This is a genomic window from Cellulomonas rhizosphaerae (assembly GCF_003470205.1).
GTDB lineage: Bacteria > Actinomycetota > Actinomycetes > Actinomycetales > Cellulomonadaceae > Cellulomonas > Cellulomonas rhizosphaerae.
This window is the reverse complement of the sequence record NZ_QWKP01000120.1, coordinates 1-12,285: the sequence shown is the minus strand read 5'-3', so window position 1 is coordinate 12,285 and position 12,285 is coordinate 1. Positions and strand designations below refer to the sequence as shown.

Annotated in this window: 11 protein-coding genes; 4 read left to right on the top strand and 7 right to left on the bottom strand. The window is 73.8% G+C overall.

Annotated elements, in window-relative coordinates:
* Positions 1-991: circularly permuted type 2 ATP-grasp protein (locus D1825_RS03185; protein WP_199721480.1), on the bottom strand; the 991-nt coding region annotated here is incomplete at its 3' end.
* Between the two features lie 102 nt (positions 992-1,093).
* Between D1825_RS03185 and D1825_RS03180 the strand changes: the two genes are divergently transcribed.
* The 4 genes from D1825_RS03180 to D1825_RS03165 all read left to right on the top strand — a co-directional run bounded on the left by D1825_RS03180 (position 1,094) and on the right by D1825_RS03165 (position 3,605).
* A complete protein-coding gene (locus tag D1825_RS03180) occupies positions 1,094-1,609 on the top strand; it encodes a type II toxin-antitoxin system PemK/MazF family toxin (RefSeq protein WP_118766027.1) in 516 nt (171 codons plus the stop codon).
* 143 nt (positions 1,610-1,752) lie between these two features.
* On the top strand, positions 1,753-2,013 hold the full coding sequence (gene rpsT, locus D1825_RS03175) for a 30S ribosomal protein S20 (RefSeq protein WP_118766026.1): 261 nt from the start codon (positions 1,753-1,755) through the stop codon (positions 2,011-2,013).
* A gap of 188 nt (positions 2,014-2,201) precedes the next feature.
* Entirely contained in the window at positions 2,202-2,930 is a 729-nt protein-coding gene (locus D1825_RS03170) for an EAL domain-containing protein (RefSeq protein WP_118766025.1), read from the top strand.
* A gap of 90 nt (positions 2,931-3,020) precedes the next feature.
* Positions 3,021-3,605, top strand: a complete 585-nt coding sequence (locus D1825_RS03165; protein ID WP_233549594.1) for an EAL domain-containing protein — start codon at positions 3,021-3,023, stop codon at positions 3,603-3,605.
* A gap of 9 nt (positions 3,606-3,614) precedes the next feature.
* Here the strand turns inward: D1825_RS03165 and holA are convergent, their stop codons facing one another.
* The 6 genes from holA to D1825_RS03135 form a co-directional block, all read right to left on the bottom strand.
* Positions 3,615-4,640 (bottom strand): DNA polymerase III subunit delta, encoded by a 1,026-nt coding sequence (gene holA / locus D1825_RS03160; RefSeq protein WP_199721479.1) that lies wholly within the window; start codon positions 4,638-4,640, stop codon positions 3,615-3,617.
* A 46-nt stretch (positions 4,641-4,686) separates the two neighbouring features.
* Entirely contained in the window at positions 4,687-6,264 is a 1,578-nt protein-coding gene (locus tag D1825_RS03155; RefSeq protein WP_118766024.1) for a ComEC/Rec2 family competence protein, read from the bottom strand.
* Positions 6,261-6,992, bottom strand: coding sequence for a ComEA family DNA-binding protein (locus D1825_RS03150; protein ID WP_233549593.1), 732 nt, complete (start codon positions 6,990-6,992; stop codon positions 6,261-6,263). Before D1825_RS03150 ends, D1825_RS03155 begins: the two co-directional genes overlap by 4 nt.
* Before the next feature lie 610 nt (positions 6,993-7,602).
* Positions 7,603-8,532 carry a DegV family protein gene (locus D1825_RS03145; protein WP_118766022.1) on the bottom strand — a complete coding sequence of 310 codons (930 nt, stop codon included), beginning with the start codon at positions 8,530-8,532 and terminating at the stop codon, positions 7,603-7,605.
* A gap of 41 nt (positions 8,533-8,573) precedes the next feature.
* Positions 8,574-11,498 (bottom strand): leucine--tRNA ligase, encoded by a 2,925-nt coding sequence (gene leuS / locus D1825_RS03140; RefSeq protein WP_118766021.1) that lies wholly within the window; start codon positions 11,496-11,498, stop codon positions 8,574-8,576.
* 38 nt (positions 11,499-11,536) lie between these two features.
* On the bottom strand, positions 11,537-12,285 hold a 749-nt coding region (locus D1825_RS03135; protein WP_138067392.1), incomplete at its 5' end, for an MFS transporter.

Below are 12,285 nucleotides of genomic sequence, written 5' to 3'. Positions count from 1 at the left end.
TGTCCGGGACGTAGGTGTAGACGAGCTTGTCGTCGGCCACGCCGTTGCCCACCGCGTTGGCGATGGTCACCGTTCCGTTGCGCGCGCACGTCATGAGGCCGGGGCTGCCGAGCAGCGAGTCGGACCGGAACGCCACCGGGTCGAGGAACTCGTCGTCCACGCGTCGGTAGATCACGTCGACCCGTCGGCGCCCCTGCGTGGTGCGCATGTAGACGCGCCCGCCGGAGCAGAACAGGTCGCGGCCCTCGACGAGCTCGACGCCCATCGTCCGCGCGAGCAGGGAGTGCTCGAAGTAGGCCGAGTTGAAGACGCCTGGCGTCAGCACGACGACGGTCGGGTCGTCGACCCCCGAGGGGGCCGCGGCGATGAGTGCCGCGAGCAGCCGGCGCGGGTAGTCCGAGACCGGCCGGATCCGCAGCGCCGCGAACAGCTCGGGGAACGTCTGCGTCATCGCGCGGCGGTTGGACAGCACGTACGAGACCCCCGAGGGAACCCGGACGTTGTCCTCGAGCACCCGCCAGCCGTCGAGCGAGTCGCGCACGAGGTCGATGCCCGAGACGTGCACGCGCACGCCGTTGGGCGGCTGGATGCCGCGCGCGGCACGGTGGAAGTGCGTCGAGGAGACGATGACCGACCGCGGGATCACGCCGTCGGCGACCGCGCGCTGCTGGCCGTACACGTCGGCGAGGAAGGCCTCGAGCGCCCTGACCCGCTGCGCGACTCCAGGCGCCACGTGGTCCCAGTCGTCGCGGCCGATCACGCGCGGCACGACGTCGAGCGGGAAGGGCCGTTCCTCGCCCGCGAAGTCGAACGTCACACCCTGCGTCAGGTACGTGCGGGCCAGCGTGTCGGCACGCGCCTGGAGCTCACCGGCGGTCAGCTCGGCGAGCGCGGCGTGCACCTTCGTGTACGCGGAGCGCGGGCCGGACTCGGGGTCGAGCATCTCGTCCCATGCCTGCCCCGGCGGATAGTCGTCGAACAGGTCTGCCATGCCTCGGACCCTATTCCCGGAGTGTTGCGAGCGCGTGACGAGCGAGCGGTCCACGGAACACGCCCGTCACATGGGCGTGCGGTCCCGGGTACCGTCGGCCGCATGACGACGACCGGGGTGCGCGGGCTGCTGCGCCGCGCGCTCGGACTGTTCAGGCCGAGTCGGCCGGCAACACCTGTTCATCGAGGTCAGCCCGACTTCCACGGCAGCGCGCACATCGAGTACTCCCCCCACCTGGACGGCGCGGCCGACCCCGGCGAGATCGTCTGGACATGGGTGCCCTACGAGGACGACCCGACGCAGGGCAAGGACCGCCCGGTGCTCGTCGTCGGGCGCGACGGTCCGTCCGTCCTGGCACTGATGCTCACGAGCAAGGACCACACGCGCGACGCAGCCCGCGAGGCGCAGCGCGGCCGACGGTGGATGGACATCGGCACGGGCCCCTGGGACGCGCGGCGCAGGCCTTCGGAGGTCCGGCTGGACCGGGTGCTGCGCCTCGACCCCGACGCGATCCGTCGCGAGGGCTGTATCGTCGACCGGCCGCTGTTCGACGCGGTCGTCCAGGCCATGCCTGTGATCCCTCCCACGGAGGGCCGCGCACCCCGTCAGTCCTGGTAGGATCGGTCTTCGCGTGTCCGCCCAGGTCGGCGGGCACTCGCCCAGCTCCTCTCCGAGGGTGTCCCCACGCCCCAGTCCCGGAGCTGAGCGCGCCCTCTACGACCTGTCAGATCGCTTCGGCGAACGCACAAGAGAGTCCTCACGTGGCAAACATCAAGTCCCAGATCAAGCGCATCACGACGAACGAGAAGGCGCGCCTGCGCAACAAGGCCGTCAAGTCGGAGCTCAAGACGCACGTCCGTCGCGTCCGCGAGGCCGTCGCCGGTGGCGACAAGGACAGCGCGCAGGCCGCGCTCGTCGTCGCCTCGAAGAAGCTCGACAAGGCAGCCTCGAAGGGCGTCATCCACGCCAACCAGGCCGCCAACAAGAAGTCGGCGCTCGCGAAGTCGGTCGCCGCTCTCTGAGCCGACCGCCCACGGGCAGCAGCGAAGGCGTCGTCCCCCTCCACGGGGACGGCGCCTTTGTCGTTCCTGTGCAGCGAGGGTGAACTTCTCCGAGTCGGAGAGCGTTATCCCGCGCCAATCGCCCCAAGCACCCGATATCGCCCGTCGTCACCTGGTTGCGTACCCCGTTCGTGTGGTGTCATGAAGACATGACGCCGGACAACGCCGACGGGCGCTATGCACGCCTCGCGGCGGCGGTCGAGGACGCGATCCCCGACACGCTGCGACGCGAGTGGGAGCAGCGAGCACTCGCCGAGCCCGTCCTCGTCGCCCGGCAGGGGATCTTCTCCCCCGCAGGCACCCCGGTCGCCTACCAGCTCTCCTTCCGGTCCCCCGGCGGCCAGACCTCGTCGGCCACCTCCTGGAGCGACACCCAGCACGACCACGCGACCGCCCACGTCCTCGACGCGACCTTCGGGCGCGCGGATCTCGAGAGCGTCGCGCACGGCCGGCTCCTGTTCGTCCGGTGCACCCGGGGCTACCTCGTCGGCGACCTGCAGGTGCCGGCGCGGCCCGACCGTCTCGTCATCGAGGTCCCCTACTGGGTCGACGTCGACCGCGAGGTGGTCGCCGGGGTGCGGCGCCTGCGCGATGCCGGGTACCGCATCGCGGTGCCCTCCTTCGTGAGCACCGCGCACCAGCGCATGATCCTTCCCCACGCCGACTTCGTGAAGATCGACGTCCGCGACCTCGACGTCGAGGGCCACCCGGTCGTCAGCCTCGCCCGTTCCTACGGGGCGACGCTCGTCGCGGAGTTCGTCGAGACACCCGACCTGCACCAGCACGCGCAGGAGCTCGGGTTCGGACTGTTCCAGGGCAACTTGCTCGAGCGTGCCGGCATCCTCGACCGCGCGGGCGCGCGGCCGGTGACGGGCTGACGCGAAGTCGCGTCATAGACCGCGACGATCGCCCTCTCATCCATCGTGAGCTTCCCCGCCACGCCTTCGCGGCTGTCGACCCCACCCCCGGTGGCACGTCAGCCGATCTGGTCGCGCGACGGGTCCCTGTTCGCCCATGAGCTCCTCTACCGCGCGCACGACGGCAGCGCTGTCGGCGTCGACCAGTGGCACGTCAGCGAGCAGGACCGCGCGACGGCCTCGGTGCTGTCCGCGCTGCAGCACGGCGACGCCTACCTCCGCGAGGGGCGCGCGTTCGTCAACGTGACGCGATCGTTCATCGTCGACGACCTGCCCCTGCCGCCCGCCGACGCCAGCCTCGTGCTCGAGGTCGTCGAGACCGTGCCGGACGACGACGACGTCATCGCCGGCCTGCGCCGCCTGCGCGAGGCGGGCCACCACATCGCGCTCGACGACTTCGCCGCCGAGGCCCACCAGGTCGCGATGCTGCCGTTCGCCGACTACGTGAAGATCGACTGCCGCGAGCTCGTGCGGCACGGGTCGGCGCTCGTCGACCTGGCCCGCCGCGACGGCGCGCTGCTCGTGGCCGAGCGGGTCAGCGACGCCGGACTGGTCGAGACGTGCCTGCAGCTCGGCTTCGACCTGCTGCAGGGCGACGCACTCGGGGCTGCGACGACCGCGTCGCCCACCGCCTGACGGCTCGCGTCAGCTGCCGCTGGCCTGGGCCACCCGCAGGACCGCACGTTCCACCGCGAAGCGCGGGTCCCTGCTCTCGCCCTTGACCTCGGCGTCGGCCTGCGCCACCGCGCTGATCGCCGTCGCGAGGCCCTCGGGCGTCCAGCGGCGCAGCTCCTTCATGGCGCGGTCCACCTGCCACGGCGCGAGGCCGAGGTCGCGCAACGCGCCCTGACCCTTGCTCCGGACCGCGCCGACCTTGGCCAGCGTGCGCAGCTTCATCGCGAGCGCGGCCACCATCGGCACCGGGTCGACGCCCGTGGCGAGCGCGTGCCGCAGCAGCGCCACGGCCTCGCCCGCCTGCCCCGCGACCGCCGCGTCGGCGACCCGGAAGCCGGTCGCCTCGATGCGGCCGCCGTAGTACCGCTCGATGACGTCCGCACCGATCAGTCCGGTCGTGTCCGCCACGAGCTGCGAGCACGCCGCGGCGAGCTCGCGCAGGTCGCTGCCCACCGCGTCCACGAGCGCGCGCACGGCCTGACCGTCAGCCCGCCTTCCGGCGCGGCGCAGCTCGGCACCGACGAACGCGGTCTTGTCCGAGTCGGACGTGATCGCGTCGCACGCGACGACCGGGACCTTGGCGGCCTTGAGCGCGTCGAGCAGCTTCTTGCCGCGCTGGCCCGTGGCATAGCGCAGCACCATGACGACGCCCGGCGCGGGCGAGCCCAGGTAGGTGGTCGCCTCGGCGAGCAGCTCCTCGGTGCCGCGCTCGAGGCCGTCGACCACGAGCACCTTGTCCTCGGCGAACAGCGACGGGCTCGTGAGCACGCCCAACGCGCCGGGCGTGTACTGGTCGGCGTCGAAGCGGGTGACCTCGACGCCGGGGTCGGCGGCCTTGGCGAGGCCGATCAGACGGTCGATCGCCCGGTCGGCGAGCAGGCCCTCGGCGCCGCGGACGAGCACGACGGGTGCCAGCGCCACCTCTTCCCACGTGACGCCCTCGGTGGCGGCACCGCGGCCGGAACGAGCGGCGGGGCGACGGGTGGCGGGGGGCACGCGCACAGCCTGCCAGACCTCGCCCACACCCTCGGACCACCGCAGGTCAGAGACCGCCGCCCTGGTCGCGGACGCGCTGTTCGCGCTGGGGCAGCAGGAGCCGGAGGACGCACAGGCCGGACAGCCCCAGCACCCCGACCCCGAGCGCACCGGGCAGCCACGCGAGCTGCGCGCCGGGTGCCGCCGCCGCGAGCCGGGCGACCGCCCCGATCCACCAGCACGCCGCGCCCGCCACCCACGCCAGGACGGTCGCCACCGGCGCGCACCACGGCTCGACCACGCCGGCGGCGGTCGCGGGCGCCACGGCCGGTGCGGCGAGGATGTTGGCCGGGATCGCGTAGGTGGCGAAGGCGGGCGTGAGCACGACCACGACGGGTCCGCAGACGACCTGCGCGGCGACCGGGACGGCCAGCGCCGCGGCGAGCGACCGACCCGCCCGGCCCGACCATCGCCGGGTCAGCGGCTGGGCGATCAGCACGATCCCGGCCGTGGCCAGCACCGAGAGCACGAACCCGATCTCCCCGGCGAGCCACGGGTCGAGCACGAGCAGCACGACGACCGCCGCGGCCAGCGCCGCCGGTGCGCCCGCGGGGCGGCCGAGCAGCATCGCCCACACCCCGACGAGCCCCATCACGGCCGCCCGCACCACGCTCGGCGAAGGGTGCACGAGGATCACCATGGCGGCCATCGCGACCACGACGACGCCCGCGCGCGCCCGCCGCGGCACCCGCAGCAGACCCGCGACGACCAGGGCCAGCATCGCCACGAGCGAGAAGTGAGCACCCGAGACCGCCGTGAGGTGGGTGAGCCCGGACGCACGTAGCGCGTCGCGCAGGTCGTCGGGCACGCCGCTCGTGTCGCCGACGGTCACGCCCGGGAGCAGGGCCCGCACATCACGCGGCAGTGGCGCGGCGAGCCGGTGCTCGGCGGCCCGGACGCCCTGGGCCGTCCGCTGCCACGGCGGTGGCCCGTGGAGCACGACCACGTCGTCGTCCACGAGGATCGTCGCCACGGCCCGGTCTCCGCGCGGCTCGGTGCGTAGGCGGCCGACGACGACCACGACCGCGTCAAAGGGTGGCACCTCACGCGCAGGACCCATCACGCGGATCGGAGCGCGAGCGCGCTGGCGCACGGCGTGGTCGCCGACCGACTCGACGGTGCTCGTCGTCATCGCCCACATCGCCTGCTCGGGCGCACCTGGCCACGGGGGCGGCAGGCGCAGCGCGTCACCCGTGACGCGGCCTTCGACGCGGACCGGGGCGGCATCGAGGCGCGCCCACGGGCCGGAGTCGCGCGAGGCGACCTGGGCCGCGCCGGCCGCGAGCGTGACGATCGCGACGACGAGCGCCATGACGACCGCTCCGGCGCACCTCTCGACGAGCGTGCTGCCCGCGCCGGAGTCGCCGCGCGATCGCACGACGACCAGCGCCGCCAGCCCCAGTGCCAGGGCGAGCCCGAGGGCGGCAACGACCAACGCGGTCCGCGCCTCGACCCGGACCACCACCGTCGCCGCCGCCCACGCGGTACCGAGTGCCGGGAACAGCCGCAGGTCGGTCCGCCGGGCCGGCGGGCCGGTGCGCTCGTCGGGCGCGTGGGCCGTCGCGTGCAGCACCGCCGCCGTCATACCCGCACCAGATCGGTGAGCTTGGCCATGAGGGCGGGGCCGATCCCGGGCACGTCCTCGAGCTGGTCGACGCTGGTGAACGGATGCTCCGCGCGGTACTCGACGATCCGCTGCGCGATGACCGGGCCGATGCCGGGAAGGGCGTCGAGCGCGGTGGCGTCGGCGGCGTTGAGGTCGACGAGCCCACCCGGGACGCCTGGCCCACCAGCGCCGACCTCGCCGAGCCCGGTCGGGGCAGCCGAGGGAACCAGCGCCTCACCTTCGCGAGGCACGACGATCTGCTCGCCGTCGACGAGCAGACGGGCGAGGTTCAGGCCGTCGAGATCGGCCGACCTCGTCGCGCCCCCGGCCGCGTCGACCGCGTCGCCGACCCGCGAGCCCGGCGGGAGGCGAACGATGCCGTGGTGGCGCACCGCACCGACCACGTGCACCACGACGTCCCCCTGGCCGCTGCTGCTCGATGGCGCTGTCGTCGCGCTCGGACCGGCGGTCGACTCACCTCCGCACACGTCGGTGCATGCCGTGCCCTCGGGCGACGGCACCGGCAGCACGACCGCCGGCCCCGCACTGGTCGAGGCGGCACGCACGGCCACCGCTCCCCCGATCAGCGCCAGCGCGAGGGCCGCCGCACCCGCGGCGCGCCAGGACACGCTCCAGCGGCGCGGCGCCCGATCGCGCTCGACCCGGTCGAGGGGGTCGCCGTGCTGCTCGACGTACTCGCGCCGCACGGCGCGCATCGCCCGGGCGGTCGCGACCTCCTCAGGCGGGAGGTCGATCGCCGAGGGGTCGTGGCCGCCCGACGACGGGAGCGCCGTGGCTCCACGATCCAGGTGCCGCGGCTCGTCGGGCGCGGCGGCCCGGTCGCGTGCTGCCCGCTGGCCGACGCCAACCGGCAGGTCGGGGACGACCCACGGGCCGTCATCGGGCGGGACGATCCGCGCAACAAGGTCAGGCGGGTCAACGTCGCGCGCGAGGACCGGTACGTCAGCGCCGGGCGCACCGACAGCCCGACCACCGACATCCGTCGGCGAGCCGGAATCCTGGGCGTGTGCCGCGGGACGGTCCGGGACCCACGGGCCCGCGCGATTGTGCGCCGAGACTTCGGAAGCCACACCGCCCCCGGGCGCAGCCCGCCCAGCAGCCGCCCCATCGACGAGCGCCGCGAGCCGCCGCCCGGCGATCGACGGGTCGGGCGGTTGGCGGGGCACGTCTCGACCGTAGGTTCGCGGCGTTCAGGGACCGGACCCGCTCGTTCCCGCCTGTGGACCGCAGTCGCGGAACCCGGTGCTGTGGACGCGTCGACGACGACCCCGACTGCGCAGACCCGACGACGAGCGCTCAGGCGTCGGTGACCACCACGGCCAGCAGGCCCGGCCCGGCGTGCGCCGCGAGCACCGCGCTGGACTCGCACGTGACAGCCTCGACGAGCCGCCCGCCCGCCCACGCCGTGAGCTGGTCCGCGATCTCCTGCGCGACCTCGGGCTGCCCGAGGTGGTGCACGGCGATCCGCGCGGCCTCGCGCGCGCCGACGGCCTCGAGCGTCACGGCCTGCAGCCGGTCGCGGGCCGCCCGTCGGGTGCGGACCTTCTCGGCGACGACGACCCGGCCGTCGGACAGGGTCAGCAGCGGACGCAGGCCCAGGACCGTGCCGAGGGCCGCCGCCGGCGCGCTGAGCCGGCCGCCGCGACGCAGGTGCTCGAGCGAGTCGACGAGGAACCAGACCCCGGCCCCAGCCGCGACGCCGCGCGCGTGCACCCCCACGGTCTCCCCCGAGGGCAGCTCCACGGGCACGGGGCGCTGCCGCCGGAACCACGAGCGCGGCGCCGGCGGCTCGACGGGCGCGGGCTCGAGGAGCGTCGTCGGCGCGTCGGGGTGCCCCGAGGCGAGCCGGGCCGCGTCGAGCACCGCGAAACCGAGAGCCATCCCGACCGCGCGCGAGTCGACGACGTGCACCGGTACGGGCGCCGTCGCCGCGGCGAGCCGTGCGGCCTGCACGGTCCCCGACAGCTCGCCGGACAGGTGCACCGAGACCACCTCGTGCGCGCCGGACGCGGCCGCGCGCTCGTAGGCGGCGGCGAACGCGGCCGGCGAGGGCTGCGACGTCGAGACGCGCGCGCCGCGGTTCAGCGCCGCGAGCAGGTCGGCCGACGAGAGGTCGACCCCCTCGGCGAACCGGTCCCCGTCGATCACGACGTCGAGCGGCACCACGCCGATCCCCCACCGCTCGGCCGCGCCCTCGGGGAGCGACGCGGTCGAGTCGGTGACGATCGCGACCGACGCCGCAGAGGGCGTCGTCCCGCGGTCGCGGCTCAGGCCGGCACCACGTTGACGAGCTTGGGCGCCCGCACGATGATCGTGCGGATCCCACGGCCGTCGAGCGCGCGCTGCACACCCGCGTCGGCGAGGGCCAGCTCGCGGAGCTCATCCTCCGAGGCGCCCGTAGGCACCTCGACGCGGCCACGGACCTTGCCCTGGACCTGCAGGATGCACGTGACCGTGTCCTCGACGAGGTACGCGGGGTCGGCGACCGGGAACTCGGCGTGCGCGAGCGACCCCTCATGGCCCAGCCGCGACCACAGCTCCTCGGCGACGTGCGGCGCCACGGGCGCGGTCATCAGGACGAGCGCCTCCGCGGCGGCGCGCGGCGTCGCGGCCAGCGTCGTGAGGTGGTTGTTCAGCACGATGAGCTTGGCGATCGCCGTGTTGACCCGCATGTGCTCCATGTCGGCGCGGACGCCGTCGATGGTGTGGTGCAGGACCCGCAGCGTGGCCTCGTCGGGCGCGTCGTCCGTGACCAGGAGCGAGCCGTCGGCCTCGGAGACGACGTTGCGCCACAGCCGCTGCAGGAAGCGCTGCGAGCCGACGACGGCCCGGGTCTCCCACGGGCGCGACAGGTCGAGCGGCCCCATCGACATCTCGTACACCCGCAGGGTGTCCGCGCCGTACTCGGCGTACATGTCGTCGGGCGTCACCATGTTCTTCAGCGACTTGCCCATCTTCCCGTACTCGCGGTTGACGGGCTCGCCCTTCCACGAGAAGCCGGTCGCGGACGCGGCGTCCTCGACGACCTCGTCGGCCGGGACGTGCACGTCACGCGAGTCGGTGTACGCGTACGCCTGGATGTAGCCCTGGTTGAACAGCTTGTGGAACGGCTCGCCCGAGCTCACGTGGCCCAGGTCGAAGAGCACCTTGTGCCAGAACCGCGCGTACAGCAGGTGCAGCACGGCGTGCTCGACACCGCCGACGTACAGGTCGACGCCGCCGATCGAGCCCTCCTTCTGGGCGCCGTGGCCGGGGCCCATCCAGTAGCGCTCGAGCTCCGGGTCCACGAGCGAGGCGTCGCTGGCCGGGTCCAGGTAGCGCAGGTAGTACCAGCACGAGCCGGCCCAGTTCGGCATGGTGTTGGTGTCGCGGCGGTACTCCTTGGGGCCGTCGCCCAGGTCGAGCGTGACGGTGACCCAGTCCTCGTTGCGGCCCAGCGGCGGCTCCGGGGACGAGTGCGCGTCCTGCGGGTCGAAGGTGCGCGGCGAGTAGTCCGGCACCTCCGGCAGGTTGACCGGCAGCGAGTCCTGCGGCAGCGCGATGGGCTGGTCGTGCTCGTCGTAGACGATCGGGAACGGCTCGCCCCAGTAGCGCTGGCGGCTGAACAGCCAGTCGCGCAGGCGGTAGGTGATGGTCTCCTCGCCGACCCCGCGCTCGCCGAGCCACGCGATGATCGCGGCCTTCGCCTCGGCGACGGACAGGCCGTCCAGGCTGATCGACTCGTTGGACGAGTTGATGACCGAGCCCGCTCCGCCGCGTGCTCCGTCGGGCGTACCTTCGGGCGCGTCCTGGGTGTACACGACAGGCAGCTCGAAGGCCTGCGCGAACGCGAAGTCGCGCTCGTCGCCGCCGGGGACCGCCATGATCGCGCCGGTGCCGTAACCCATCAGGACGTAGTCGGCCGTGAAGACCGGCAGCAGCTCGCCGTTGACGGGGTTGGCCGCGAGGTGCCCGGTGAAGACGCCCGTCTTGCGGCCGGCGTCGGCCTGGCGCTCGACGGCCGTCTTGGCCGCCGACTCGGCGCGGTAGGCAGCGACGGCCTCGGCCGGGCTGGCGTGACCGCCGGTCCAGGCGCCGTGCGTGCCGTCGGGCCAGGCGGTCGGGACCTCGTCGAGCAGCGGGTGCTCGGGCGCGACGACCATGAAGGTCGCCCCGAACAGCGTGTCGGGCCTCGTCGTGAAGACCTCGACGCTCGAGCCGCCGACGACCGAGAAGCGCACGCGGGCGCCCGAGGAGCGGCCGATCCAGTGGCGCTGCATTGACTTGACCTTCTCGGGCCAGTCGATCAGCTCCAGGTCGTCGGCCAGGCGGTCGGCGTACGCCGTGATCCGCATGTTCCACTGGCGCAGGCTGCGCTGGAACACCGGGAAGTTGCCGCGCTCGGAGCGTCCCTCGGAGGTGACCTCCTCGTTGGCCAGGACCGTGCCCAGGCCGGGGCACCAGTTCACGGGCGTCTCAGAGACGTAGGCCAGGCGCTGGGAGTCGACGACGCGGCGGCGCTCGACCACCGACAGGTCGGCCCACGCGGTGTCGGCGGGGACGCCGTCGACGACCGGCAGCGCACGACCGGCCGCGTAGGCCTCCTCGAGCGCCGCGATCGGGCGGGCGGCGCCGCGGCCGCCGTCGGGCCGGACGGCGTCCTCGTCGTACCAGGAGCCGAAGATCTGCAGGAAGATCCACTGCGTCCAGCGCACGTAGGCCGGGTCGATCGTCGCGAACGAGCGCCGCGAGTCGTGCCCCAGCCCCAGCCGCCGCAGCTGGCGCTTCATGATGTCCATGTTCGCCTCGGTCGTGGTGCGCGGGTGCTGACCCGTCTGCACCGCGAACTGCTCGGCCGGCAGGCCGAACGCGTCGAACCCGAGCGCGTGCAGGACGTTGTCGCCCTGCATGCGGCGGAAGCGCGCGACGACGTCGGTCGCGATGTACCCGAGCGGGTGGCCGATGTGCAGGCCCGCGCCGGAGGGGTACGGGAACATGTCCATCACGAAGAACGGCTTCGCGCCCGGCGCGGCGTGCGCGCCCTCGCCGTCGGTCAGGTCACCGACGGGGTTGGCCGCGAAGAAGGTGCCGCGACTCTCCCACTCCTCCTGCCAGCGGAGCTCGATGTCCTGCGCGAGCGCCGCGGTGTAGCGGAACGGGACGTCGTCGGTGGCCGGTGCGGCGATGGGGGCGGTGGTGTCCTGCGAAGTCACCCGCCGAGTTTACCGGCACGTCTCTACGTCGAGGTTCGTCAGACCGCGGCGGGGACCCGCTCGCGCTCGGGGGCGGCGAGGGGCGGAGGCGCCGGGCCGCGGCCGATCGTCAGGAAGACGAGCAGGCCCAGCGCGGTCAGCGCCGCACCGACCCACGCGGGCGCGAGGTAGCCGTAGCCCCCCTCGATGACGAGCCCACCGAGGAACGCGCCGGACGCGTTGCCGAGGTTGAGCGCCGAGTGGCACAGCGCCGCCCCGAGCGAGGGTGCGGCCGGCGAGACGTCCATGAGCCGGGTCTGCAGGGACAGGCCGAGGATCTGCGAGCTCACGCCGAGCAGGACGAGCGCGATCACGGCAGGCAGAGGGAACGGACCGACGAGTGCGATCGCGACGAGCACGAGGATCGTCGAGACCATCCCGATGATGACCGTGCGCATGACGGACCGGTCCGCGAGCCGGCCGCCGATGACCGTGCCGACGGTCATGCCGATGCCGTAGAGCGCCAGGACGACGGGCACCAGGTCGACCGACAGGCCCGTGACGTCGGTCAGGAGCGGCTTGACGTAGGAGTACACGGCGAACATGCCGCCGAACCCGATCGCGCCGCCCGCGAACGCGAGCCACAGCTGCCGGTTCTTCAGCGCGGCGAGCTCGGTGCGCACGGTCGCACCCTCGAGCGGGGCGAGCGGCGGGGTCCACGACCGCAGCGCGACAAGGGTCGCGAGGCCGATGACCCCGACCCCCGCGAACGCCCAGCGCCAGCCCACGGCGTGCCCGACGATCGCCG

Bases quoted from the DNA above. Each gene is read 5' to 3' on its own strand.
- D1825_RS03180 (WP_118766027.1), top strand. From the start codon at position 1,094: ATGACGACGACCGGGGTGCGCGGGCTGCTGCGCCGCGCGCTCGGACTG.
- D1825_RS03170 (WP_118766025.1), top strand. From the start codon at position 2,202: ATGACGCCGGACAACGCCGACGGGCGCTATGCACGCCTCGCGGCGGCG.
- D1825_RS03155 (WP_118766024.1), bottom strand. From the start codon at position 6,264: ATGACGGCGGCGGTGCTGCACGCGACGGCCCACGCGCCCGACGAGCGC.